Genomic DNA, 25,809 nt, shown 5'->3' with positions numbered 1-25,809 from the left:
ATCATCCAAAGAAGACGTCGCCGGCGGCGATCGTCATCATCCTGCCTGCCCCCGTATCGAGCAGCAACAGGCCATTATCATCAATTCCGCTGAAGTGGCCGGAAATCGAACGGTCCGGCAGATTCACGGTTATCTTTTCGCCAATACCGCAAGCGACATCGCGCCAGCGGGCAGTGATATCGCGAATACCGCGGCCGCGGTCCCACGCTGATAGCACATCGGCCATGGATGCGAACAGGTGCGCGAAGAGTTCCTGTGGAGAGGCGGAACTTCCCTGCTCGCGCAGGCAGGTCACGGGATAGAGTGGATTGTCGGGCATGAAGGCGACGTTGATGCCGATGCCGATGACAAGGGCGTAGCGCCCATCGGCCAAGGCCTCGCCTTCCATCAGGATGCCGCATGTCTTTTTGCGCCCGATCAGGATGTCGTTCGGCCACTTGACCTCGAGCGGCTCTGCGCTCGGCGGCAGAACCATCCGCACCGCCTCGTGCACGGCCACCGCAATCGCCAGCGGAAGGGACGAGATGCGCTCCATTGGCGCCGGATCGATCAAGAGAAGAGAAGCGTAGAGGTTGCCGGGCTCAGACACCCAGGGACGACCACGGCGGCCGCGGCCGCCGGTCTGTCTTTCCGCGGTAACCCAGAGGCGACCGGCGTCCCCTGCCCTGGCACGGGCAAGGCATTCGCTATTGGTGGACAATGTCTCCGACAGAGCCTCGTGCCTGAAGTCATCGAGAGACTTCAGGCGCCGTGGGTCGAAGCTCATCAGAACAGCGTCGCGGCTGCGAGTTCAGCAGCACCGCCGATCGGACCGCCGATGAGGACATAGGCGAGAACGAACAGGCCGGAGACGCCGAAGACCAGGCGCAGCGAGCCCGAGACGCGGGCGAATTCGCCGGTGGCTTCATCGAACCACATCAGCTTGATGACGCGCAGGTAGTAGTAGGCGCCGACAACCGATGCGAGGACGCCGATGATGGCAAGCGCATAGAGCTTGGCTTCGATGGCGGCGACGAAGACGAAGTATTTCCCGAAGAAGCCTGCCAGCGGCGGGATACCAGCCAGCGAGAACATCAGGATGGTCAGCACGGTCGCCATCATCGGATTGGTGGTCGAAAGGCCCGCGAGATCGGCTACGTTTTCGACAACGGTGCCATCCTTGCGGCGCATCGACATGATGATCGCGAAGGAGCCCAGCGTCATGACCATGTAGATGAGCATGTAGAGCATCACGCCCGAGACGCCCGTCTGCGAGCCGGCGGCAAGACCGACCAGCGCGTAGCCCATGTGACCGATCGACGAATAGGCCATCAGTCGCTTGATGTTCTTCTGGCCGATCGCGGCAAACGAGCCGAGCAGCATCGAGGCGATCGAGATGAAGACCACGACCTGCTGCCAGTCCGCCATGACGGGCTGGAAGGCGGTGATGACGATACGCGTCATCATGGCCATGGCGGCGATCTTAGGCGCGCTTGCCAGGAAGGCCGTGACCGGGGTCGGCGCACCTTCGTAAACGTCCGGCGTCCACATATGGAACGGAACCGCCGAGATCTTGAACGCGATGCCGGCGAGGATGAAGACCAGACCGAAGATCAGGCCAAGCGAGCGCGCACCATCCACCGTCAGCGCCTGGGCGATATCGGCGAAGTGGGTGTGGCCGGTGAAGCCATAGACCAGCGACATGCCGTAGAGCAACATGCCTGAGGAGAGAGCGCCGAGCACGAAATACTTCAGGCCGGCTTCGGTCGACTTGACGCTGTCGCGGTTGATCGCGGCGATGACGTAGATCGCCAGCGACTGCAGCTCAAGGCCGAGGTAGAGCGAGATAAGGTCGTTGGCCGAAATCATCAGCAGGATGCCGAGCGTGCAGAGCACGATCAGAACCGGGAACTCGAACTTGTCGAGCTGGTTCTCCTTGGCAAGGCCGAGCGACATGAACAGCGCCACGATGGAGCCGACCAGCGCCGTCACCTTCATGAAGCGGCCGAAGCCATCAGCCAGGAAGACGCCGCCGTAGGCAAGGCCTTCGCTTGGAGCGAAGACCAGCCAGAGGGCCGCGACCGCCAAAAGGATGATCGCGAGAACGCTGACCATGCGGCCGGAGCGCTCGCCTGAGAATACGCCGATCATCAGCAGGACCAGAGAGCCGATCGCAAGGATCAGTTCCGGTATCGAAAGATGCAGGCTTGCGAGTAGTGTTTCAGAGGTCATATCACAAAAGTCCCGTCATCATTTCATCGACAGCGCGACGTCATGCGCTGCCTGGACTGCGGCCGAATAGCTATTGATCAGATGGTCGACGGAGGCAGCGGTCACATCGAAGACCGGAGCCGGATAGACGCCGAAGAAGATCGTCAGAGCAATCAGCGGGTAGAGCATCAGCTGCTCGCGCGGCGACAGGTCGAGGAGAGCCTTAAGCTTTTCCTTGTCCAGCGTGCCGAAGATCACCCGGCGATAGAGCCAGAGCGCGTAAGCGGCCGAGAGGATGACGCCGGTAGCGGCGAAGAGCGCGACCCAGCTGTTGACCCGGAAGACACCGATCAACGTCAGGAATTCGCCGATGAAGCCCGAGGTGCCGGGAAGACCGACGTTCGCCATGGTGAAGACCATCATCGCAACAGCGTATTTCGGCATGTTGTTGACGAGGCCGCCATAGGCCGCGATCTCGCGGGTGTGGGTGCGGTCATAGACCACGCCGACGCAGAGGAAGAGCGCGCCCGAGACGATACCGTGCGACAGCATCTGGAAGATCGAGCCCTGCAGACCCTGCGCGTTGGCCGCGAAGATACCCATCGTCACGTAGCCCATGTGGGCAACCGAGGAGTAGGCGATCAGCTTCTTGATGTCTTCCTGCATCAGCGCCACCAGCGAGGTGTAGATGATGGCAATGACGGACATGGCGAAGACCATGGGCGCGAAGAAATCGGAAGCAACAGGGAACATGCCGAGCGAGAAGCGGATGAGGCCGTAGCCACCGAGCTTCAGGAGGACACCTGCCAGGATGACGGAACCAGCCGTCGGCGCCTGAACGTGCGCGTCGGGAAGCCAGGTGTGGACCGGCCACATCGGCATCTTCACCGCGAACGAGGCGAAGAAGGCCAGCCATAGCCAGGTCTGCATGTGCGGCGGGAACTTGTAAGCGAGCAGCGCCGAGATATCGGTCGTGCCAGCCTGCCAGTACATGGCCATGATGGCAAGGAGCATCAGCACGGAGCCGAGCAGCGTGTAGAGGAAGAACTTGTAGCTGGCGTAGACGCGATCCTTGCCACCCCAGACACCGATGATCAGGAACATCGGGATGAGGCCGGCTTCGAAGAATACGTAGAAGAGAACGATATCGAGCGACACGAAGACGCCAACCATCATCACTTCCAGCATCAGGAAGGCGATCATGTATTCCTTCAGGCGCTTCTCCACCGAGAACCAGCTGGCGAGCACGCAGAAGGGCATGAGGAAGGTCGAGAGGATGACGAACAGCATGGAGATGCCGTCGACACCGAGATGGTAGCTGATGCCCGTGCCGAGCCAGCCGTGCTTTTCGATCATCTGGAAGCCCGGGTTCGCATTGTCGAAACCGATCCAGATGAAGAGCGACAGGATGAAGGTCACGACCGTCGTCAACAGGGCAATGTTGAGAACGTTGCGGCGGCCGTTCGGGCCGTTCTCATTCATCAGAAGCAGGAGCACCACGCCGACGAGCGGCAGGAAGGTGACCGTGGAAAGAATAGGCCAATCGGTCATCAGAGGGCACTCCCGAGCATCATCCAGGTAACGAGCGCTGCAACGCCGATCAGCATGGCGAACGCGTAGTGATAGAGGTAACCGCTCTGCAGGCGCACGACGCGGTTGGTGACATCGACGACACGGGCGGCAATGCCGTTCGGGCCGTAAGTGTCGATGACGCCGACGTCACCCTTCTTCCACAGGAACCGGCCAAGGGCCTTTGCCGAACGGACGAAGAGGAAGTCATAGAGCTCGTCGAAGTACCACTTGTTCAAGAGGAACTGGTAGAGCACCCGATGCTGGCGTGCGAGCACGGCCGGCGTCGATGGCGACTTGATGTACATGTACCAGGCGGTCACGAAACCGATCACCATGGCGATGAAGGGGCTGAGGGCAACGAGGGCCGGAACGTGGTGGAACTCGTGGACCAGCTCGTTGTGCTCCGAGGTGAAGAGCGCGCCCTTCCAGAACTCGGCATATTCCTCACCATAGAAGTGTCCTTCGAAGAACCAGCCCGCGAAGACCGCGCCGATCGCCAGCAGATAGAGCGGGATCAGCATGACCTGGGGAGATTCGTGCACGTGGTGCATGACCTCGTGCGAAGCACGCGGCTTGTTGAAGAAGGTGAGGAACATCAGGCGCCAGGAATAGAAGCTCGTGAACAGAGCCGCGATAACCAGCATGGCGAAGGCGAAGCCAGCGACCGGCGAATGCGATGCGTAGGTCGCCTCGATGATCACGTCCTTCGAGAAGAAGCCGGCGAAGCCGAACGGCGTGAACGGAATGCCGACGCCGGTGATGGCGAGCGTGCCGATCAGCATCATCAAGAACGTGACCTTGATGTGCGGACGCAGGCCACCCATGTTTCTCATGTCCTGCTCACCATCGACGGCGTGGATGACCGAGCCGGCGCAAAGGAAGAGCAGTGCCTTGAAGAAAGCGTGCGTGAAGAGGTGGAAGATGGCCGCGCCATAGGCGCCGACACCGAGAGCGACGAACATGTAGCCGAGCTGCGAGCAGGTCGAGTAGGCGATGACGCGCTTGATGTCGTTCTGCACGAGGCCGACGGTGGCCGCGAAGAAGGCGGTGATCGCACCGATGATGGTGACGACGGTCAACGCATCCGGAGACAGTTCGAACAGCGGCGACATGCGGGCGACGAGGAAGACGCCGGCGGTGACCATGGTCGCGGCATGGATGAGCGCCGACACAGGCGTCGGGCCTTCCATGGCATCAGGCAGCCAGGTGTGCAGCAGGAACTGCGCCGACTTACCCATCGCGCCCATGAAGAGCAGCAGGCAGGCGCCGGTCAGCGCGTGTGCCTTGTCGAGGTGCATGCCGAAGAGGTTCAAGACCACTTCGCCGCCCTCGCCGCCTTCATGCGCGAAGCTCGCGGCATTGGCGAAGATGGTGTCGAAGTTGATGGCGCCGAAGAGAACGAAAACGCTTGAGATGCCGAGGATGAAGCCGAAGTCGCCAACGCGGTTGACGATGAAGGCCTTCATAGCGGCGGCATTCGCCGACGGCTTCTTGAACCAGAAGCCGATCAGCAGGTAGGACGCCAGACCCACGCCTTCCCAGCCGAAGAACATCTGGGCAAGGTTGTCCGACGTGATCAGCATCAACATCGCGAAGGTGAAGAGCGACAGATAGGCGAAGAAGCGTGGGCGATGCGGGTCATGGTGCATGTACCCGATCGAATAGAGATGGACGAGCGTCGAAACCGAGTTGACGACGATCAGCATGACCGAGGTCAGCGTGTCGATGCGCAGCGACCAGGAGACGTCGATCCCGCCGGACTGGATCCAGCGCAGGACTTCTACCTTGATCGGGCCGCCTTCGACATGGCCCATGCCGACAGTGATGAAGACGTACCACGACAGAACCGCCGTGATGATCATCAGACCCGTGGTGACGAATTCCGACGCCTTGGCGCCGATCGCGCGGCCGAAAAGGCCGGCGATGATCGCGCCGATCAGGGGAAGAAAGACGATAGCCTTATATAAAAACATAGCCTTATCAGCCCTTCATCATATTGACGTCTTCCACGGCGATGGAGCCGCGGTTGCGGTAGAAGACGACGAGAATTGCGAGACCGATGGCCGCTTCAGCAGCAGCGACGGTCAGAATGAACAATGCAAAGACCTGGCCGACGATGTCGTTCAGGAACGACGAGAAAGCGACCATGTTGATGTTGACGGCGAGCAGAATGAGCTCGATCGACATCAGGATGACGATGATGTTCTTCCGGTTGAGGAAGATGCCGAAGACGCCGAGCGTGAAGAGGATGGCGCTGACCGTCAGGTAATGGGAAAGTCCGATGACCATTGTGTTGTTTCCTTAAGCTCGCGCCTGCCTCAAAGCCCCTGCCCCGGCTTCACCGAGATCACCTCGACGGCGGTCTTCGGGTTGCGGGCAACCTGGTTTGCGATGTTCTGACGCTTGACCGTCGTGCGATGCTTGAGCGTGAGCACGATTGCTCCGATCATCGCGACCAGCAGGACGAGAGCGGCGATTTCGAAGAAGTAGACGTAATTCGTGTAGAGCACGTCGCCGAGGGCGGCGGTGTTGGTGCGTTCGGTGATCGCGGGGATCGGCATGGCGACCGTCTTGGCGATCTCCGGCGAGATCACGCTGCCGCCGACCACGACGATCAGCTCGGCCGCGAGGATCACCCCGATCAACGCGCCGATCGGCGCGTACTCCAGGACACCCGCGCGCAGCTCCGTGAAGTCGATGTCGAGCATCATGACCACGAAGAGGAAGAGAACCGCCACGGCGCCGACATAAACGACGAGCAGGATCATCGCGAGGAATTCAGCCCCGAGCAGCAGGAAGAGACCGGCCGCGTTGAAGAAAACCAGGATCAGGAACAGAACCGAGTGAACCGGGTTCTTCGACCAGATGACCATGAACGCCGACGCTATCGCGATAAAGGCGAAAATATAGAAAAATAGAGCCTGCAGACCCATGTTCGTGCCTTCTTCATCTTCCCACGGGCTGCCGGGTACTCCCCCCGCCCGATGAAGCTTCGCATTGGTTACCGCGAAGCTCTGGTGCATGTTGACTGGGCGACGCTTCAAGCACCGCCCGGCATTTCAATTTCAATCAACGGTACGGAGCGTCGAGAGCGAGGTTGCGAGCGATTTCACGCTCCCAGCGGTCGCCGTTCTCGAGGAGCTTCTGCTTGTCGAAGTAGAGCTCTTCGCGCGTTTCCGTCGCAAATTCGAAATTCGGGCCCTCGACGATCGCATCGACCGGGCAAGCCTCCTGGCAGAAGCCGCAATAGATGCACTTCACCATGTCGATATCGTAACGGACCGTACGGCGGGTGCCATCGTTGCGGCGCGGGCCTGCTTCGATGGTGATCGCCTGAGCAGGACAGATAGCCTCACACAGCTTGCAGGCGATGCAACGCTCTTCGCCGTTCGGATAACGACGCAGAGCATGTTCGCCACGGAAGCGCGGGCTGACCGGTCCCTTTTCGAACGGATAGTTCACCGTTGCCTTCTGCTTGAAAATGTAACGGAACGTCAGCCAGAACGCGCTGATGAATTCCCTGAGGAACAACGAGCTGACGGCGTTTGACAAGCCTGCCATTATCTAACTCCATTCGCTTGGCTGGTTACGATGTAACCAGCGGCCGCAAGAACTACCGTGAAAACGACTGGCATCCAAAACCGGTATATAAACCGAGTGTGCTTTTCGAGCACCTCCAAGTTCCATCCGGTTATCGGCATTTGCCAATCATCACCCAATTTTTCGCGCTGTTGCCGAAGTGCCTTCGGCAAAGCAAAGATATTTGCGCCAAACGCCAGAGCCATCCCAATGAGGCCGCCTCCGACAGTTGCCGCGATCTGAAGCATTAGGCCCCTGCCGTCAGCTTCAGCACGAATGCAACAATGATGACCATGGCGAGCGACAGCGGAAGGAAGACCTTCCAGCCGAGGCGCATCAGCTGGTCGTAGCGGTAGCGCGGCACGAATGCCTTGACCATCGCGAACATGAAGAACACCAGGCACGACTTCAGCATGAACCAGATGATGCCGGGAACCCAGTTGAGGAACCAGACGTCGACCGGTGGCAGCCAGCCTCCGAGGAACAGGATCGTCGTCAGCGAGCACATCAGGACGATGGCCGCGTATTCGCCGAGCATGAACATCATGTAGAGGGCGGAACCATACTCGACCATGAAGCCGGCGACGAGTTCGGATTCGGCTTCCGGAAGGTCGAAGGGCGGACGGTTGGTTTCAGCCAGTGCCGAGATGAAGAAGATGATGAACATCGGGAACAGGGCCAGCCAATGCCAGTCCAGGAAGGACGATGGCATGCCGAGACGCGTGCCAATGCCGCTCTGCTGCGCGTGAACGATATCCGTCAGGTTCAGCGAACCTACGCAGAGAAGAACGGTGACGATGACGAAGCCGATCGAGACTTCGTAGGACACCATCTGTGCCGCGGAGCGCAGCGCGCCGAGGAACGGGTACTTCGAGTTCGAAGCCCAACCACCCATGATGACGCCATACACTTCAAGCGACGAGATCGCGAAGATATAGAGGATGCCGACGTTGATGTTGGCGATAACCCAGCCATCCGCGAAGGGAACCACGGCCCAGGTCGACAGCGCCAGAAGCACGGTGACCAGCGGCGCCAGAAGGAAGACCGCCTTGTCGGCGCCAGCCGGAATGATCGGCTCCTTGAAGACGAACTTCAAAAGGTCGGCGAAGGACTGGAAAAGGCCGAAAGGACCCACCACATTCGGTCCACGGCGCAGCTGTACGGCCGCCCAGATCTTGCGGTCGGCCAACAGGATGTAGGCGATGAAGACGAGCAAGCAGACGAGGACGAGAAGCGACTGACCGACCATGAGGAGGCCTGGCCAGACATATGTTGAAAGAAACGATTCCATAGTCCCCTGCCCTTACTCTGCCGCGACTTTGAAGTTGTTGCGGGCCAATGCCGAGCACTCAGCCATGACAGCCGATGCGCGCGCGATTGGGTTCGTCAAATAGAAGTCTTTCACCGGCGATGCGAAGCCGGCCTTGTTCATCTTGCCGGCTTTCTTGGCGACGGCAGCAATCTTGGCGCTGTCGCTTTCGGCAATCTCGTCGGCGGCCGCGAAGTGCGGGAACGACTGGTAAAGCTTGGCGCGCAGCTGGCTCAGCGAGTCGAACGGCAGCTTTTTGCCGAGAACGTCGGAGAGCGCGCGGATGATCGCCCAGTCCTCGCGGGCATCGCCCGGTGCGAAGCCTGCGCGGTTGCCGATCTGTACGCGGCCCTCGGTGTTGACCCAGGTGCCGGACTTTTCCGTGTAGGCTGCGGCCGGCAGGATGACGTCTGCGTTCTGTGCGCCCTGGTCGCCATGCGAACCGATATAGACGGTGAACTTCGCCTTCTTGGCTTCGAAGTTCATTTCGTCGGCGCCAAGCAGGAAGAGAACGTCCATCGAGGTCAGCATCTCGGCGGCATTGACGCCCTTGGCGCCCGGCACGAAGCCGAGATCGAGACCGCCGACGCGGGCAGCAGCCGTGTGCAGGACGGCGAAACCGTTCCAGCCGTCGACCACAGCACCGACAGTGCCGGCGAGCTTGGCAGCACTTGCGAGAACGCCTGCGCCATCAGCGCGCGAGAGAGCGCCCTGGCCGATGATGATGAGCGGCTTCTTGGCGTCGGTCAGAACCTTGGCGAAGCTGTGCGTGCCGTCGACCAGATCCTTCAGCGTATCCGGACCCGAGCCGAGATATTCGTAGTCGTAGCGCAGTTCGCCGGCTTCGCCGATCACGCCGATCGGGAAGTTGCCGCGGCGCCAGCGCTTGCGGATGCGGGCGTTGAGAACAGCTGCCTCGAAGCGCGGGTTGGCGCCGATGATGAGCAGCGCGTCGGCCTGTTCGATGCCTTCGATCGTCGGGTTGAAGAGGTAGCTTGCGCGGCCGAGCGACGGATCAAGTGCCGTCCCATCCTGGCGACAGTCGAGGTTCTCGGAACCGAGCGACTTTACCAGTTCGGACAGAGCGTACATTTCTTCGACCGAAGCGAGGTCGCCGGCAATGGCGCCGATCTTGTCGCCAGCGGTCGAGGCAACGGCCGACTTGATCGCGGCGAACGCGTCCGGCCAGCTTGCGACCTGCAGGCGGCCGTCCTTGCGAACATAAGGCTTGTCGAGGCGCTGCGTCTTCAGGCCATCCCAGATGAAACGGCTCTTGTCGGAGATCCACTCTTCGTTGATCTGGTCGTTGACGCGCGGCATGACGCGCATGACTTCGCGGCCACGGGTATCGACGCGGATCGCCGAGCCAAGCGCGTCCATGACGTCGATCGTTTCGGTCTTGTTCAGTTCCCACGGACGGGCCGTGAAGGCGAAGGGCTTGGAGGTCAGCGCGCCGACCGGGCAGAGGTCAACGACGTTGCCCTGCAGCTCGGAGGTCATCGCCTGCTCGAGATAGGTGGTGATCTCGGCGTCTTCGCCACGACCGATCAGGCCAAGCTCGGCAATGCCGGCGACCTCGGTGGTGAAGCGAACGCAGCGCGTGCAGTGAATGCAGCGGTTCATGACCGTCTTGACGAGCGGTCCAATGTACTTGTCCTCGACTGCGCGCTTGTCTTCCTGATAGCGCGAGCCTGCGATACCGAAGGCCATGGCCTGGTCCTGCAGGTCGCATTCGCCACCCTGGTCGCAGATCGGGCAATCCAGCGGATGGTTGATCAGCAGGAATTCCATCACGCCTTCGCGGGCCTTCTTGACCATCGGCGTGTTGGTGAAGACCTCGGGCAGTTCGCCATTCGGGCCGCCGCGGATATCGCGCACGCCCATGGCGCAAGATGCCTGCGGCTTCGGCGGGCCACCCTTGACCTCGACGAGGCACATGCGGCAGTTGCCGGCAACCGAAAGGCGTTCGTGGAAGCAGAAGCGCGGAACTTCAGCACCGGCTTCCTCACACGCCTGAATGAGGGTGTAATGATCCGGGACCTCGATCTCGTTACCGTCAATCTTCAGTTTTGCCATCGTCACTCAGTCCTGTTTCCCGTTCACCGGAAGCCGGTAAACAAACCTATTCTGCAACGTTTCCACTGCCAGGCCGGATTTTTATCCCGCTGACACTGGTGTCGTCCAAATTTTCGTCTCCGCCCCCCGAGGCCCGGGAACCGGCCTGCGACGTCGCGGCATTGGGACCCTCCCCGCGCCGCTCAGTCTTGTCTCTCCTCCGATCGCGATCCGCGACCGGACATCATTACGTCCGCTTCCGGCCCTTTGCCGTCAGCGCCTTGGCCTGCGCCACCCAGCCATCGCGGGCGATGCGGCCGTCAAAGCCAAGCTCCGCGTCAAAGCGGGCCACATCGGCATCCGACCAGCCAGCGATCTCGGCGAGCGTGCGAACACCCTTGGCGTTCAGTACCTGCTCGAGCTTCGGGCCGACGCCGGAGATCTGCTTGAGATCATCGGCTTTCTTGCCACGCGCTGCCGGCTTGGCGGCAGCAACTGTCTTCGTCTTCGCCACCGGCTCGGCCTTGTCGGCAACCACGGCCAGCTTCACGCGTTCAGCCGTCTTCTTCGGCGCGGCCGGGCGAATGTTTTCCGGCTTCACGTCGATCTCGGGCTTTGGCTCTTCTGGCGGCGTCTCGTCGAGAACAGCCGCCAGCTTGTTCGAGGCTTCCATCGCACCCTGGAGAGCGCCGAAGAAGGCGCCGACCATCTGCGTGGAGAAACCGAAACCGATTGCGGTCGCGGCAGCCATGGCGGCTGCCGGATTGACCATCATCGGCGCGATCGGCAAGGCGCGGGCATTTTCCAGCATCTCGGCGGCAAGACGGCCGAAGTCGGCCGAGAAATCGGCGACCCCTTCCTTGTTCTTGCTGTCGGATGCGTTTGCCATCGTCTTACTCAGCAGCCTCGAGAACCGCGCCATGATCCATGGCGTTTGCCGTATACTGATCGATGCGCGCTTCGATCTCATGACGGAAGTTGCGGATCAGACCCTGCACCGGCCATGCGGCAGCATCGCCGAGCGCACAGATGGTGTGGCCTTCGATCTGCTTGGTCACGGCGAAGAGCATGTCGATTTCGCGCTTCTGAGCGTTGCCCTTGGCCATGCGCTCCATGACGCGCCACATCCAGCCAGTGCCTTCGCGGCACGGCGTGCACTGGCCGCAGCTCTCGTGCTTGAAGAAGGCCGAGATACGGGCGATCGCCTTGATGACGTCGGTGGACTTGTCCATGACGATCGAGGCGGCCGTACCGAAGGACGAACCGACCGAGCGCAAGCCGTCGAAGTCCATCGGCACGTCGATCATGTCCTTGGCGGGAACGATCGGGCACGATGCACCGCCCGGAATGACGGCGAGCAGGTTGTCCCAGCCGCCACGGATACCGCCGGCGTGCTTGTCAACGAGCTCACGGAAGGTGATGCCCATTTCTTCTTCGACGGTGCACGGCTTGTTGACGTGACCAGAGAGCATGAACAGCTTGGTGCCGACGTTGTTCGGACGGCCGAGTGCCGAGAACCAGCCGGCGCCGCGACGGAGAATCGTCGGAGCAACGGCGATCGACTCGACGTTGTTGACCGTGGTCGGGCAGCCGTAAAGACCCATGTTGGCCGGGAATGGCGGCTTCAGGCGCGGCTGGCCCTTCTTGCCTTCCAGGCTTTCGAGCAGCGCGGTTTCTTCACCGCAGATGTAGGCACCGGCGCCGTGGTGGACGAAGATGTCCATCGGGTAGCCCAGCTTGTTGTTCTTGCCGAGCAGACCGAAATCGTAGCACTCGTCGATCGCAGCCTGCAGCGCCTCGCGCTCGCGGATATATTCGCCGCGAACGTAGATGTAGGCGGTGTTGGCGCCCATGGCGAAGCTAGCGATAACACAGCCTTCGATCAGCGTATGGGGATCGTGACGCATGATGTCACGGTCCTTGCAGGTGCCGGGCTCGGATTCGTCAGCGTTGACGACCAGATAATGCGGACGGCCGTCGTTTTCCTTCGGCATGAAGGACCACTTGAGGCCCGTCGGGAAGCCTGCACCGCCACGACCGCGAAGACCGGAGGCCTTCATCTCGTTGATGATCCAGTCGCGACCCTTTTCGAGGATCTGCTTGGTGCCGTCCCAGTGGCCGCGGCTCATCGCGCCCTTCAGGGACTTGTCCTTAAGGCCGTAGATATTGGTAAAGATGCGATCTTTATCTTGTAACATGCTTCACCTCTTACCGCGGCTTCTTGCCGAAGACTTTAATGTATTCGGCTTCGCCGCCCTTGGCGAGCGCCTTGGCCTGCTTGACCCAGTCGTCGCGATCGATGCGGCCCTTGAAATTCAGGTAGCCATCGACCCACTCGCGCTCAGCCTTCTTCCAGCCCGCGACCTGCGCGAAGGTGAAGATGCCCAACTCGTGCAGCGTGCCTTCGATCTTCGGGCCAACGCCCGAGATCAGCTTCAGATCATCAGGGGTCGCAGGCTTTTCGATACCGGCGGGACGGTTCTTGTCTGTCAGCGACGGCTTTGCCGTTGCCGGAACCGGTGCCGCGACGCCCGGCTGTTCTTCAACGGCCTTGGCGTTTGTTGCAGCAGCCTTTGGCGCGGTGACAGGCGTCTTCAGTGCGGCGTTCGTCTCGGCGTCCGTGCTCTTGGGACGAGCAGCTTCGGATGGAGGGACAGGCGCGGCATCAACCTTGGCCGTTGCGGCATCGGTTGCAACCTTCTTGGCCGGAGCCTTTTTCTTCGGCTCTTCGTCGGTCAGCGACGTCGGGCCGCCTTCCGGAGAGGAGAAGTGACGGTCGATCTGCGGGCCGGGTGTTACGCTTGCGCCATTGCCGGCATCGAAGGTGTCGATGATCTCGGCCAGGCGCTCCGGCGTCAGGTCTTCGTAGGTGTCCTTGCCGATCATGACCATGGGCGCGTTGACGCAAGCCCCGAGACATTCGACTTCTTCCCAGGACAGCGTGCCCTCGGCGTTACGCTCGAACGGATGGTGATGGATCTTGCTCTTGCAGATCGACATCAGGCCTTCCGAACCGCGCAGCATGCAAGGCGTCGTGCCGCACACCTGGATGTGAGCGCGCGTGCCGACCGGGCCGAGTTGGAACTGCGTGTAGAAGGTCGCGACCTCGAGAACGCGGATGTAGGCCATGTCGAGCATGTTGGCGACCTTTTCGATCGCCGCGCGCGTGACCCAGCCGTCCTGTTCCTGCGCTCGCATCAACAGCGGTATGACCGCGGATTGCTGACGGCCCGCAGGGTATTTCTGGATCGTCTTATCCGCCCAGGCCGCGTTCTCGTCATTGAAGGCGAACGCGGCAGGCTGGAATTGATCTTCGGCTAATCGACGAACGGACATTCTTCCTCACGCCTTGTCAGTTTAGGGCGCCACACTGCGACGAGGTCAGAGACTTCATCTCGCAAGCGTAGGCCGACTGGTCTTTCTGCAGGAACACAACGAAGAACTTTCCACCGTTGGGGACTGCAGCCTTGATTTGATAGCCCTTGGACAAAAGCTCGCCCATGGACGCCTTGTTTGCCGGCGGCGCTACGTCGTCCTGACCCAACTTGGGGCCAAGTCCACCGGCTTCCTGCGCGTATGCGCCAGAAGCCAGGAGGAGAACGACGGTAACGAGCGACGGCAGTTTCATTAGCGGTCGACCTCGCCGAAGACGATGTCGAGCGAACCGAGAACGGCGGTCACGTCAGCAAGCATGTGGCCCTTGCAGAGGAAGTCCATCGCCTGCAGGTGGGCATAGCCCGGGGCGCGGATCTTGCAACGGTAGGGCTTGTTGCTGCCGTCGGCGACAACGTAGACGCCGAACTCGCCCTTCGGCGCTTCGACGGCCGCGTACACTTCGCCGGCCGGAACGTGGTAGCCTTCGGTGTAGAGCTTGAAGTGGTGGATCAGCGCTTCCATCGAACGCTTCATCTCGCCACGCTTCGGCGGAACGACCTTGCCGTCGATCGAGGAGACCGGGCCGACCTTGGCATCGCCGAGCAGGCGGTTGACGCACTGCTTCATGATGCGGACGGACTGGCGCATTTCGATCATGCGGATCAGATAGCGATCGTAGCAGTCGCCGTTCTTGCCGATGGCGATGTCGAATTCGAGATCGTTGTAGCACTCGTAGGGCTGCGAGCGGCGCAGGTCCCAGGCAGCGCCCGAACCGCGAACCATCACGCCCGAGAAGCCCCAGGACCATGCGTCTTCCAGCGATACGACGCCGATATCGACGTTACGCTGCTTGAAGATGCGGTTGTCGGTCAGGAGGCCTTCGATATCGTCGAGAACCTTGAGGAAGGGATCGCACCACTTGCCGATATCCTCGACCAGTTCCTGCGGGATATCCTGGTGGACACCGCCCGGACGGAAATAGGCCGAGTGCATACGGGCGCCACAGGCGCGCTCGTAAAACACCATCAGCTTTTCGCGTTCTTCGAAGCCCCAGACCGGCGGCGTCATCGCGCCGACGTCCATGGCCTGCGTCGTCACGTTCATGATGTGCGACAAGATTCGGCCAATTTCGGAGTAGAGAACACGAATGAGCTGACCGCGAATCGGAATTTCCAGCTTCAGCATCTTTTCGACAGCGAGCGCGAAAGCATGCTCCTGGTTCATCGGCGCGACGTAGTCGAGACGATCGAAATAAGGAACGGCCTGAAGATAGGTCTTCGATTCGATCAGCTTTTCGGTGCCGCGGTGCAGGAGGCCGATATGCGGATCGACGCGCTCGATGATTTCGCCATCGAGCTCAAGCACCAGACGCAGAACGCCGTGCGCGGACGGGTGCTCCGGTCCGAAGTTGATCGTAAAGTTGCGAACGTTATGTTCAGTCATAGCGACGCGCTCCGCGCTGGCAATTGGCATGAGACGACGAACGGAGAGGCTTCAAGACAGTCGAGCCTCATCTCAATTCGCAGCCTTCTCGTCTCCCGGAAGTACGTAATCGGTGCCTTCCCACGGGGACGTGAAATCGAAATTGCGGAATTCCTGCTTCAGTTCGACGGGTTCGTAGACGACGCGCTTGGCGGCATCGTCATAACGTACCTCGACGTAACCTGTCGTCGGGAAGTCCTTGCGCAGCGGGTGGCCTTCGAAGCCGTAGTCCGTCAGCAGACGGCGCAGGTCGGCATGGCCGGAGAACGGAATGCCGTACATGTCCCAGGCTTCGCGCTCGAACCACTCGGCGCCCATGTAGACAGACGTCGCCGACGGAACGGAAACGCCATCGGCAACAGCGAGCTTGACGCGGATGCGCAGGTTCTGCTTCGGCGACAGGAGATGATAGACGACATCGAAACGCTTTTCGCGTTGCGGCCAGTCGACGCCGCAAATGTCGATCATGCTGACGAAGCCGCAACGCGGATCGTCGCGCAGGAACGTCAGCAGCGCGACAATCGTTTCCGGCGTCGTGGTTACGTTCAATTCGCCATAGCTGATCGATGCATCGACAATCAGATCGCCGCGCATCTCGCGGAGATACGACGACAGTTCGCTCAAGGCTTCACTCATGACAGTCCTCCGCCCTTAGCGCTCAATCGTTCCGGTGCGCCGTATCTTCTTCTGCAGAAGCAAGACCCCGTAGAGCAGCGCTTCTGCCGTGGGGGGACAGCCCGGCACGTAGATATCGACAGGAACGACACGATCGCAGCCACGCACGACCGAGTAGGAATAGTGATAGTAGCCACCGCCGTTTGCGCAGGAGCCCATCGAGATGACGTAACGCGGCTCCGGCATCTGGTCATAGACCTTGCGGAGCGCCGGCGCCATCTTGTTGGTCAGCGTACCAGCGACGATCATGACATCAGACTGGCGCGGCGAAGCGCGCGGAGCGACACCGAAGCGCTCCATGTCGTAACGCGGGCCGGAAACCTGCATCAGGCCTTCGACGGCGCAGCAGGCAAGACCGAACTGCATCCACATCAGCGAGCCGGTGCGGGCCCAGGTGATCAGATCGCGAGTGGAGGTGACCAGGAAGCCCTTGTCGGCCAACTCGTCATTGATCTCGCCGAAGAACGCACTGTCGCTGCCAACAGGCTTGCCCGTTGCCGGGTCGATGATGCCTTTGGGATGCGGCGCGACGAGCGCCTTGTCGCTTGGGGCTACTCCCATTCCAGGGCTCCCTTTTTCCACTCATAAATAAAGCCGATGGTCAGCACGAGAAGGAAGACCATCATGGACCAAAAGCCGAACCAGCCGATCGCGCCGAAAGAAACGGCCCACGGGAACAGAAAGGCGACTTCGAGGTCGAAGATGATGAAGAGAATCGACACCAGGTAGAAGCGGATATCGAATTTCATGCGGGCGTCGTCGAACGCGTTGAAGCCGCATTCGAAAGCCGAAAGCTTTTCAGCATCAGGCGCCTTGTAGGCAACGGCGAACGGCGCAATGAGCAGCGACAAGCCGATTACAAGGGCGATGGCAATGAAAATGGCGATCGGAATATAAGAACTGAGAAGTCCAGTCATCAGGTTCATCCCTGCTTGCCGCCTGCGCCGGGAGGCGCGGCCTGAGCATTTGCCCGGCAAGCGAACGTGCGTTGCAACAAGCCGTGGTTAGCGCAGCCACAGCCAATGCGCAAGAGTTTTAGCGTGTCAATTCCAATTGCACACGTGCGACATTATTAGCCACGCACATTGTTTTTGCGACAAATCAACGCACAGCCCGCGATCTTGCATGCCAGCCCAGCATTTATTGCATGACTGAGAGGCTTTCATGAGTGGAAAGTGCAGGATTTGGCAGGACCAAGCCGCGAACTCAGGCTGCCGAAGCGCTTGAGAAGTAAGGCATATCCGCTGTTCGCGCCACATTCGCCCGCGCAGACGACCGCGAACCGGCTCATGTCTATGTATTTGATATACAATCGTGATTCTCGAGCAACTGTCGGATGCCGCGTGCGACGCACTTGGCCGCAGCGCCAAGCGGACGGGCAAGATCGGTGATTTTGCGGCGGTTAAGTGCGCGTTTCCTCATCTAAAGTCGGTGAATTGTCGGCAAGGCGGAGTATCCGCTCCGATTCGACTGAAAAACTGCGCCAATCGGGTCGCTATGTCGCAGGCTCAACGGCTAAATAAAGGGCATTTCGGCCAATGGATATTGCGCGCGCCCGAGTCCCGGAACGGGCCGCGCGGGGCGATTAGGCGGGTGCGCGGCGGCCTCATCAGACGCACTCTCAAGACCCGCGATTCCGGACATGCGCGAACGCTACTTAAATCCATAAGTTGCGCGAAATAACCTCGCTGGGGAGGCCCATTCCGACACTTCATTATAAGGACAAAGCAGCTCAAGCACGGCAGCGACAGGTGGCTTTATCGGCAACCGAGGACGCGGCAGGTCGATTGAGTATCGAGAGGCACCGAAGAGGCGTCTGAGCGCGACTGTCGCGGCTCCTGGCAGGCCACGCGCCGCCGCCTGCCCTCTTGGCGACGACGACCCATGCCGAAGGCATAGCGAAACGCGCAGGACTAAAACAGCGATGCGCATGAAACGCGCCTCAAGGACAGAAAGGCGCAAGCGCACCTTGTAGGTGATGTATATTATTGAGACATTCTGGAAGAGAATGGCGCGAGTGACGGGGCTCGAACCCGCGACCTCCGGCGTGACAGGCCGGCACTCTAACCGACTGAGCTACACCCGCGCATTTTCAGACTGCGTCGTTCCGGACCATGCTTTTCAGCACTTACATGAAATGGCGCGAGTGACGGGGCTCGAACCCGCGACCTCCGGCGTGACAGGCCGGCACTCTAACCGACTGAGCTACACCCGCATTCATTTCAAGCAGTCCGGATGCTTTTCGCGTCCGTGTCAAAGCAGCTTGCCGCTTCGATGAGCGGCTAACTACGGGGTTCGCATTTGAGTGTCAAGCAGGTTTGGAGACAAAACGATGACAGCCTGCGATTTGTTTGTGGGTGAATGAAATCAGATCGAAAATCCCCCCTATAGAAGAGCCTTCCAAGCGCTGGCGCTCCGGATACCCGCCAGCGGACGATCCTATCACTGCCCTCCCCTTGGCCTCCTCTTGTTGATTTTTCTTTTCCACAGACGGAATTACCGGGAAACCGGGGCATTGGTGGAGGCCGATCGAAAAAAATCAAAAAATCTTCACAAACGCTCTTGCGGTTTGTCCGCGATCCGCATAGATCACGGCCATCGACGCGGCGGACATGATCCGCACCGCGGAGGGCGATTAGCTCAGTTGGTAGAGCGCCTCGTTTACACCGAGGATGTCGGGAGTTCGAGTCTCTCATCGCCCACCATTTTCTCTCCCCTTTGTGTGATTGATCGGCCGACAGCTTTGATTTTGCTGCGGTTGCTAATCCCGTTTCCGGCGATTAGGTTCCGGCCAAATCGAACGGCACCTCATGTGCTTCAGGCGGAGATAGAATCATGAAAACACGCGAAGATCGCCAGGCACAGCGGGCAGCCATGCCACGCACGCAGCTCAGCGCCCACCACATGGAAAACGCCCGCCTGCTGCCGGATCGTGGCGAATTGCTCTATCGTATTCCCAATGGCGGCGTCGGCGTCGAGATCGGCGCGGCGTTCGGGGAATACACGGCGGAGATTCTCGAAAAGAATCGCCCGGCCCAGCTTTATCTCATCGATCCCTGGAGCATGGACCGCTACAGCTCCGGCCTCGACCAGATCCATACCCAGTTCGGCAAGCAAATCGAAAGCGGGCAACTGCACCTGATGCAGGGCACCTCGCTGGAGAAACTCGCCGAGTTCGAAGACGACTTCCTCGATTGGGCCTATATCGACACGGATCACTCGTTCGAACTGACCTGGCAGGAGCTTTTGCTCTGCGACCGCAAGGTCAAGCGGACCGGCCGCATCGCCGGCCACGACTTCTGCACCGGCAATACGGTGAAGCCGATCGTCTATGGCGTCGTCGAGGCCGTCACCAAATTCTGCAAGGATTATGGCTGGCAGTTCGAATTCCTGACCGTCGAATCGCATGCGCACTTCTCCTTCTGCCTGAAGCGGCTCTGAGTCGCGCAGGCTTTACGGAAAAATGGCAGAGGCGGGCGTGCCGCCCTGCCCTATCTCCTATGTCTCAAGCGCTTGTCGGCCTTTGTGTGGACTGATAGTGCCATGAAGGAAACGAGGAGGATCATTCCAATGAAGCAGCATTCTTTCGGCCACCTGCCGCACACGGTGAGCAATATCGGCTTTGGCGCATGGCAGATCGGCGGCGCCTGGGGCGACGTCAGCGAAGCTGATGGACGCGCAGCACTCAATGCGGCGCTCGATGCCGGCATCACCTTCATCGACACCGCCGACGTCTATGGCGACGGCCGTTCGGAAAAGATCATCGCCGATGTGCTTGAGAGCCGTGGCGGCGAGCGCCCGATGGTCGCCACCAAGGCCGGCCGACGACTCGATCCGCATGTGGCGCATGGTTACACCAAGGCCAATCTCGAAGGCTTCATCGACCGCAGCCTGAAGAACCTCAAAGTCGACAGCCTCGACCTCGTGCAGCTGCACTGCCCGCCGACGGAGGTGCTTTATCGCCCGGAGGTGTTCGAGGGGCTGAACGAGCTGCAGAAGGCCGGCACGATTCGCGGCTATGGCGTCAGCGTCGAGAAGGTCGAGGAAGCGCTGAAGGCGATCGAGTTCCCCGGCGTGGTCAGCATCCAGATCATCTACAATCTCTTCCGCCAGCGCCCGAGCCACCTTTTCTTTCAGGAAGCGCGGCAGAAGAACATCACGGTTATCGCCCGCGTGCCGCTGGCAAGCGGGCTGCTCTCCGGCAAGATAAGCCGTGAGACGACGTTTGCGAGCGACGATCACCGCAACTTCAACCGCCATGGCGAAGCGTTCGATGTCGGTGAGACCTTCGCGGGCGTTCCGTTCGAGGTCGGCCTGCAGGCGGTCGAAGAGGTTCGCAAGCTGGTTCCCGAGGGCGCCACGATGGCGGCGTTCGCGCTGCGCTGGATTCTGATGAGCGACGCCGTCACGGTGGTCATTCCCGGCGCCCGCAACGCCGAGCAGGCGAAGGCCAATGCGGTGGCCGCCAGCTTGGCGCCGCTGACGCATGAGGTGATGGCCGCGAGCCACGAGATCTACGACCGACTGATCGCGCCGCATGTGCACCAGCGCTGGTAACAGCCGCATCTTATCTAAAAACAGAAATGGCCGGGCATAGACCCGGCCATTTCCTTGTCTGGGCTTTGCCCGGATTACTTCTTGTCAGCGTAGGCCTTGATGGCGGCGGCGACTTCGGCCTGCGCCTTCTCGGCGTTTTCAAAGCCGTTCAGCTCGACAACCTTGCGCTTTTCCGGAATCTGCTTGTAGACGCGGAAGAAGGCCTGCAGGCGCTGCTGCTCGATCTCGGGAAGATCGCTGATTTCCTTGATCTTGTCGTAGCTCGGGTCGATGTCGCTGGCCGGAACGGCAACGATCTTGTCGTCCTTTTCGCCGCCGTCGATCATGTTCAGCACGCCGATCGCACGAACCTTGATGATAGCGCCCGGGACAACCGGCTCGCGGGTGTAGACGAGCGCGTCGAGCGGATCGCCGTCACCGCCGAGCGAGCTGGTGATGGAGCCGTAGTTGGCCGGGTAGATGACCGGCATCGACTGGAAGCGGTCCACGACGATGTGGCCGGTCTTGGCGTCGATTTCGTACTTGGTGAAGCTTCCCTGCGGAATTTCGATCGCCGTGAAGAACTCCTTGCTGTCGTCCTTCGGCTGCGGATAGTCGAGATAGGAAACATAGTCGGAAGCGGCGGCGACGCCGGCCGTGAGAAGAACGGCAGCGGCCGCAGAAATAATGGTCTTCATAAGAGATACCCCCAATTGGCATTGCGAAGAAACGCCCTCCGCCTATGGGGTTTGCATTACAGCGATGTGACATGTGCCGGGCGCTCGGGATCATCCACATGACAATCTCGTGAGCGCCCGGAACAGCGCTTATTCGGCTCCGCGCTCGCGCTTCATCTCGTGGCGCATGAGGAACAGCGAGGCGCAGAGGATCAGGGCGGCACCGAGCCACAAATAGCCCGCCGGCGCATAGCCGAAGACCAGCCAGCCGGCGAGAACGTTGAGCGGCAGCTTCAGATCGTCGAAGGGCTGGACATAGGCGGCATCGGCCGCGCTGTAGGCGAGCGTCAGAAGGTACTGGGCGATCGCCGTCAGCAGGCCGGCCGCGACGAGCAGAATCAACACCGTGCCTGTCGGCATCGCGAAGCCGGCCGCAAAGGCAAGACCGCCGTTGACGGGCGTGAGGAGCACGAGCAGCCACACGGTGATCGTCTCCGGCTTCTCGATCCCCGTCAGGCTCTTGGTGATCAGCGACGAGGCGCCCCAGAGAAGTGCCGACAGGATCGGCAAAAGTGCCGCCCAGCTGAAACTGTCCGACCAGGGCTGCAGGATGATCATGGCGCCGGCAAAACCACAGGCCGTGGCGCTCCAGCGCGCTGCCCCTACCCGTTCACCGAGGAACAGGCGGGCGCCGAGAATGATGAAGAAGGGTGAGGTCATGACCAGCGCGATGGCCTGCCAGATCGGTACGCTTGCAAGACCAGCGACCCAGGTCTGGACACCGAGAGCGGCCAGCACGACGCGGATGACGTGGCGCCAGGGGTATTGGGTGCGCATCGCACCGAGGCCAGTCTTCCACAGGAAGGGTAGCGAGAAGACGAGCGCGAAGGCATATTGCCAGAAAGCGACCGAGGCCGACGGAAAGGCCAGGGTCATCGTCAGCCGTTGAGTGACGACGTTGAGAACGGCGAAGGCGATGCCGGCAAGCACCATCCAGCTTGCGCCGGCGAGTGCACGCGATGCGGATATGGAAATCTGGGTAGTCTGATTCATGTCATTCATCCGAACAAAAGGACCAACACAAATCAGGACGCATGAACGCGGGTGCCGACGCGGCGGACGATGCCGCCCCGCGTACCCTGCTCATTCTCTTTCATCCGGACTATGACCGTCGGCTCCGGAATTCAACCGGATCTGCTGACCCTTCTCACCTGGAGTGAGAAGGCGCTCGCGGGCTCAAGCTTGCGCTCTTACCGCCGGTGGGGAATTGCACCCCGCCCTGAGAATGATCCATGCGTAGTTGAAAGCCGCGATCGCGGCAAGTCTCGCAAATGCGAAAAGGGTCCGGCTTTCGCCGAACCCTTCGAATACTTGTGCTGCCGGTCTCGTTGCCCGGCTGCCAAGCAAATCCAATCAGCCGTTGACGGCTTCCTTCAGGCCCTTGCCGGGCGTGAACTTCGGCACGTTGCGTGCCGGAATGTCGACTTCAGCGCCGGTCGACGGATTGCGGCCCTTGGTGGCAGCGCGATGGGAAACGGTGAAGCTACCGAAACCAGCGAGGCGAACGTCGCCCTTGCCCTTGAGCTCAGCCTGGACAACTTCGAAAACAGCGTCGACGGCCGAAGCGGCATCGGTCTTCGAGAGTCCTGCCTTTTCGGCAACTGCGGACACGAGTTCATTCTTGTTCATGTTTCCACCCCTTTCAAATGGTTCGAAACGACTCAAATCTATAGCCGGGCACGGAATTTGGTGCATCAGGCCCGCCGCACCCCAAAGAGCCTGCAAATAAAGGAAAAGCAAGCGTCTCCGTACGGTTTTCACAAAAAAAGGCTGGCAAAAATGCCAGCCTTTTCAGGGTTTTTAAGCAATAGGGCACGAATGTGGCAAACAAGGCTCAATGAGCGATGGAAGTGCCGCTTTCGTCGTGCCCTTCGACCGTTGCGATAACAGGCGTTTCCACCGTGCCGTCCCACTCGATCGCCTCCGGTCTGCGGACCAGAGCATGCTTGATCACCTCGCCCATACGGGACACAGGGATGATCTCCATGTTGTTCTTCACGTTATCCGGGATCTCCGCCAAATCCTTGGCGTTTTCTTCCGGGATCAGAACAGTCTTGATACCCCCGCGCAGCGCGGCGAGCAGCTTTTCCTTCAATCCGCCGATCGGCAGGACGCGACCACGAAGCGTGATTTCGCCCGTCATCGCCACGTCCTTGCGAACAGGGATACCGGTCATGATCGAGACGATCGCGGTTGCCATGCCGACGCCGGCCGATGGGCCGTCCTTCGGCGTGGCACCTTCCGGCACGTGGACGTGAATGTCCGACTTGTCGAAGCGCGGCGGCTCGATGCCGAAATCGACAGCACGCGAGCGGACGTAGGACGCCGCCGCAGAAATCGATTCCTTCATCACGTCCTTCAGGTTGCCGGTCACGGTCATGCGACCCTTGCCCGGCATCATGACGCCTTCGATCGTCAGCAGTTCACCACCAACCTCGGTCCAGGCCAGACCGGTGACGACACCGACCTGATCCTCGCCCTCGGCTTCGCCGTGACGGAAGCGCGGAACACCCAGATAGTCCGAAATGTTCTCGGCGGTAACCGCGACCGATTTCGTCTTACCCTTGATGATCTCGGTGACCGCCTTGCGGGCGAGCTTCATCAGTTCACGCTCGAACGAACGGACACCGGCTTCGCGTGTGTACTGCTGGCTGATCGCCATCAGGGCATCGTCCGAAACCGAGAATTCGTTCGGCTGCAGAGCGTGTTCCTTGATAGCCTTCGGCAGCAGGTGCCGCTTGGCGATCTCGCGCTTTTCGTCCTCGGTGTAGCCGGCGATACGGATGACTTCCATACGGTCCATCAAGGGCGCAGGGATATTCAGCGTGTTCGCCGTCGTGATGAACATCACGTCCGACAGATCGTATTCGACCTCAAGGTAATGGTCCATGAAGGTCGAGTTCTGGGCCGGATCGAGCACTTCGAGCAGAGCCGACGACGGATCGCCGCGGAAGTCCTGGCCCATCTTGTCGATTTCATCGAGCAGGAAAAGCGGGTTGGACTTCTTCGCCTTCTTCATCGACTGGATGACCTTGCCGGGCATCGAGCCGATGTAGGTGCGGCGGTGACCGCGGATTTCAGCTTCGTCACGAACGCCACCGAGCGCCATGCGGACATACTCACGGCCGGTCGCCTTGGCGATCGACTGGGCGAGCGAGGTCTTGCCGACACCCGGAGGGCCGACGAGGCACAGGATCGGACCCTTGATCTTGGTCGCACGGGCCTGGACAGCCAGATACTCGACGATGCGCTCCTTGACCTTGTCGAGACCGAAGTGATCGGCTTCGAGGATCTTTTCGGCGTTGTTGAGATCCGTCTTGATCTTCGACTTCTTAGACCACGGAATACCGAGCAGCCAATCGAGATAGTTGCGCACGACGGTGGCTTCCGCCGACATCGGGCTCATCTGACGAAGCTTCTTCAGCTCGGCATCGGCCTTCTCGCGACCTTCCTTGGAGAGCTTGGTCTTGGAGATGCGCTCTTCCAGTTCGGCCATCTCGTCGCGGCCTTCCTCGCCGTCGCCGAGCTCCTTCTGGATCGCCTTCATCTGCTCATTCAGGTAGTATTCGCGCTGGGTCTTCTCCATCTGGCGCTTGACGCGCGAGCGGATGCGCTTCTCGACCTGAAGGACCGAGATCTCACCTTCCATGAAACCGAGCGCCTTTTCGAGGCGTGCCTTGACGCTGGTGGTTTCCAGCATCTCCTGCTTCTCGGTGATCTTGATCGACAGGTGCGAGGCGACCGTATCGGCCAGCTTCGAGTAGTCGTCGATCTGGCTGGCGGCGCCAACAACCTCGGGCGAGATCTTCTTGTTGAGCTTCACGTAGCTCTCGAATTCGGACACGACCGAACGGCTCAGCGCTTCCAGTTCGACCGGATCGTCGTGCGGCTCTTCGAGCACATGACCGAGCGCTTCGTAGAAATCCTCGCGGTCGGTGTAGGCGTCGATTTCAGCGCGCGCGCGGCCTTCGACGAGAACCTTGACGGTTCCGTCTGGAAGCTTCAGCAGCTGCAGAACGTTGGCGACGGTGCCGACATTGTGGATGGCGGACGGCTCGGGATCATCGTCGCTGGCATTGATCTGCGTGACGAGCATGATCTGCTTGTCCGAGCCCATGACTTCTTCGAGCGCGCGGATCGATTTCTCGCGGCCTACGAAGAGAGGTACGATCATGTGCGGAAAGACCACGATGTCGCGCAGGGGCAATACTGGATAAGCGGTGCTCGCAACTGACGTTTTCTTCGTCATTTTATTTCCTTTCCATCGTCCCGTTGCCGGGCTCTTCTGGCGCGACCGTT

23 protein-coding genes, 3 tRNA genes and 1 riboswitch are annotated in these 25,809 nt (G+C 60.4%); of the genes, 3 read left to right on the top strand and 23 right to left on the bottom strand.

Annotated elements, in window-relative coordinates; genetic code table 11:
• Position 1: 1 nt before the first annotated feature.
• From B3605_RS23210 to B3605_RS23120, 19 genes are all read right to left on the bottom strand, one after another.
• Positions 2-766 (bottom strand): biotin--[acetyl-CoA-carboxylase] ligase, encoded by a 765-nt coding sequence (locus B3605_RS23210; protein WP_112941540.1) that lies wholly within the window; start codon positions 764-766, stop codon positions 2-4.
• On the bottom strand, positions 766-2,211 hold the full coding sequence (gene nuoN / locus B3605_RS23205; protein WP_018900199.1) for an NADH-quinone oxidoreductase subunit NuoN: 1,446 nt from the start codon (positions 2,209-2,211) through the stop codon (positions 766-768). The genes B3605_RS23210 and nuoN overlap by 1 nt, the downstream gene beginning before the upstream one ends.
• An 18-nt stretch (positions 2,212-2,229) precedes the next feature.
• Positions 2,230-3,741 (bottom strand): NADH-quinone oxidoreductase subunit M, encoded by a 1,512-nt coding sequence (locus B3605_RS23200; protein WP_112941541.1) that lies wholly within the window; start codon positions 3,739-3,741, stop codon positions 2,230-2,232.
• The gene (gene nuoL / locus B3605_RS23195; RefSeq protein ID WP_112941542.1) at positions 3,741-5,735 is read right to left on the bottom strand and encodes an NADH-quinone oxidoreductase subunit L; all 1,995 of its coding nucleotides are present in this window, start codon (positions 5,733-5,735) and stop codon (positions 3,741-3,743) included. Before nuoL ends, B3605_RS23200 begins: the two co-directional genes overlap by 1 nt.
• 7 nt (positions 5,736-5,742) lie before the next feature.
• On the bottom strand, positions 5,743-6,051 hold the full coding sequence (gene nuoK / locus B3605_RS23190) for an NADH-quinone oxidoreductase subunit NuoK (protein WP_018900202.1): 309 nt from the start codon (positions 6,049-6,051) through the stop codon (positions 5,743-5,745).
• A gap of 29 nt (positions 6,052-6,080) precedes the next feature.
• Complete coding sequence (locus tag B3605_RS23185; protein WP_018900203.1) at positions 6,081-6,695, bottom strand: NADH-quinone oxidoreductase subunit J; 615 nt, start codon at positions 6,693-6,695, stop codon at positions 6,081-6,083.
• A 136-nt stretch (positions 6,696-6,831) separates the two neighbouring features.
• The gene (gene nuoI / locus B3605_RS23180; RefSeq protein ID WP_112973394.1) at positions 6,832-7,323 is read right to left on the bottom strand and encodes an NADH-quinone oxidoreductase subunit NuoI; all 492 of its coding nucleotides are present in this window, start codon (positions 7,321-7,323) and stop codon (positions 6,832-6,834) included.
• A gap of 265 nt (positions 7,324-7,588) precedes the next feature.
• The gene (nuoH, locus tag B3605_RS23175; RefSeq protein ID WP_018900205.1) at positions 7,589-8,632 is read right to left on the bottom strand and encodes an NADH-quinone oxidoreductase subunit NuoH; all 1,044 of its coding nucleotides are present in this window, start codon (positions 8,630-8,632) and stop codon (positions 7,589-7,591) included.
• A gap of 12 nt (positions 8,633-8,644) precedes the next feature.
• Positions 8,645-10,726 carry an NADH-quinone oxidoreductase subunit NuoG gene (nuoG, locus tag B3605_RS23170; protein ID WP_112973393.1) on the bottom strand — a complete coding sequence of 694 codons (2,082 nt, stop codon included), beginning with the start codon at positions 10,724-10,726 and terminating at the stop codon, positions 8,645-8,647.
• Positions 10,727-10,952: 226 nt separating this feature from the next.
• Positions 10,953-11,594 carry a helix-hairpin-helix domain-containing protein gene (locus B3605_RS23165; RefSeq protein ID WP_112941545.1) on the bottom strand — a complete coding sequence of 214 codons (642 nt, stop codon included), beginning with the start codon at positions 11,592-11,594 and terminating at the stop codon, positions 10,953-10,955.
• A 4-nt stretch (positions 11,595-11,598) separates the two neighbouring features.
• Positions 11,599-12,903 (bottom strand): NADH-quinone oxidoreductase subunit NuoF, encoded by a 1,305-nt coding sequence (gene nuoF / locus B3605_RS23160; RefSeq protein ID WP_047509989.1) that lies wholly within the window; start codon positions 12,901-12,903, stop codon positions 11,599-11,601.
• A 10-nt stretch (positions 12,904-12,913) separates the two neighbouring features.
• Positions 12,914-14,041 carry an NADH-quinone oxidoreductase subunit E gene (locus B3605_RS23155; protein WP_112941546.1) on the bottom strand — a complete coding sequence of 376 codons (1,128 nt, stop codon included), beginning with the start codon at positions 14,039-14,041 and terminating at the stop codon, positions 12,914-12,916.
• Positions 14,042-14,057: 16 nt separating this feature from the next.
• Positions 14,058-14,333, bottom strand: coding sequence for a hypothetical protein (locus tag B3605_RS23150; protein WP_112941547.1), 276 nt, complete (start codon positions 14,331-14,333; stop codon positions 14,058-14,060).
• Positions 14,333-15,523: an NADH-quinone oxidoreductase subunit D gene (locus B3605_RS23145; RefSeq protein ID WP_018900211.1), complete on the bottom strand. Its 1,191-nt coding sequence runs from the start codon at positions 15,521-15,523 to the stop codon at positions 14,333-14,335. Before B3605_RS23145 ends, B3605_RS23150 begins: the two co-directional genes overlap by 1 nt.
• 72 nt (positions 15,524-15,595) lie before the next feature.
• Positions 15,596-16,198 carry an NADH-quinone oxidoreductase subunit C gene (locus B3605_RS23140; RefSeq protein WP_018900212.1) on the bottom strand — a complete coding sequence of 201 codons (603 nt, stop codon included), beginning with the start codon at positions 16,196-16,198 and terminating at the stop codon, positions 15,596-15,598.
• A gap of 15 nt (positions 16,199-16,213) precedes the next feature.
• The gene (locus B3605_RS23135) at positions 16,214-16,798 is read right to left on the bottom strand and encodes a NuoB/complex I 20 kDa subunit family protein (RefSeq protein WP_047509985.1); all 585 of its coding nucleotides are present in this window, start codon (positions 16,796-16,798) and stop codon (positions 16,214-16,216) included.
• The gene (locus tag B3605_RS23130; RefSeq protein ID WP_026283310.1) at positions 16,789-17,154 is read right to left on the bottom strand and encodes an NADH-quinone oxidoreductase subunit A; all 366 of its coding nucleotides are present in this window, start codon (positions 17,152-17,154) and stop codon (positions 16,789-16,791) included. Before B3605_RS23130 ends, B3605_RS23135 begins: the two co-directional genes overlap by 10 nt.
• Before the next feature lie 1,092 nt (positions 17,155-18,246).
• Positions 18,247-18,323 (bottom strand) — tRNA-Asp (locus B3605_RS23125).
• Between the two features lie 52 nt (positions 18,324-18,375).
• A tRNA-Asp gene (locus B3605_RS23120) sits at positions 18,376-18,452 on the bottom strand.
• 414 nt (positions 18,453-18,866) lie between these two features.
• Between B3605_RS23120 and B3605_RS23115 the strand changes: the two genes are divergently transcribed.
• From B3605_RS23115 to B3605_RS23105, 3 genes are all read left to right on the top strand, one after another.
• Positions 18,867-18,942, top strand: a tRNA-Val gene (locus B3605_RS23115).
• Positions 18,943-19,072: 130 nt separating this feature from the next.
• Positions 19,073-19,678, top strand: a complete 606-nt coding sequence (locus tag B3605_RS23110; RefSeq protein WP_018900215.1) for a class I SAM-dependent methyltransferase — start codon at positions 19,073-19,075, stop codon at positions 19,676-19,678.
• Positions 19,679-19,807: 129 nt separating this feature from the next.
• Complete coding sequence (locus B3605_RS23105) at positions 19,808-20,794, top strand: aldo/keto reductase (protein WP_296436355.1); 987 nt, start codon at positions 19,808-19,810, stop codon at positions 20,792-20,794.
• A gap of 74 nt (positions 20,795-20,868) precedes the next feature.
• Here B3605_RS23105 and B3605_RS23100 read toward each other — a convergent pair whose 3' ends face one another.
• The 4 genes from B3605_RS23100 to lon all read right to left on the bottom strand — a co-directional run bounded on the left by B3605_RS23100 (position 20,869) and on the right by lon (position 25,759).
• Positions 20,869-21,471 carry an inorganic diphosphatase gene (locus B3605_RS23100; RefSeq protein WP_112941549.1) on the bottom strand — a complete coding sequence of 201 codons (603 nt, stop codon included), beginning with the start codon at positions 21,469-21,471 and terminating at the stop codon, positions 20,869-20,871.
• A 129-nt stretch (positions 21,472-21,600) separates the two neighbouring features.
• Positions 21,601-22,512: a DMT family transporter gene (locus tag B3605_RS23095; RefSeq protein ID WP_112941550.1), complete on the bottom strand. Its 912-nt coding sequence runs from the start codon at positions 22,510-22,512 to the stop codon at positions 21,601-21,603.
• Between the two features lie 79 nt (positions 22,513-22,591).
• A riboswitch (FMN riboswitch) is annotated at positions 22,592-22,741 on the bottom strand.
• 122 nt (positions 22,742-22,863) lie between these two features.
• Entirely contained in the window at positions 22,864-23,139 is a 276-nt protein-coding gene (hupB, locus tag B3605_RS23090; RefSeq protein WP_018900220.1) for a DNA-binding protein HupB, read from the bottom strand.
• Positions 23,140-23,344: 205 nt separating this feature from the next.
• Positions 23,345-25,759, bottom strand: coding sequence for an endopeptidase La (gene lon / locus B3605_RS23085; protein WP_018900221.1), 2,415 nt, complete (start codon positions 25,757-25,759; stop codon positions 23,345-23,347).
• Positions 25,760-25,809: the final 50 nt, after the last annotated feature.

Source organism: Rhizobium sp. UBA1881, assembly GCF_002338015.1.
Classification (GTDB): Bacteria; Pseudomonadota; Alphaproteobacteria; order Rhizobiales; family Rhizobiaceae; genus Rhizobium.
Note: the sequence above shows the minus strand (reverse complement) of the source record. Positions and strands in the feature narration are given on the sequence as shown.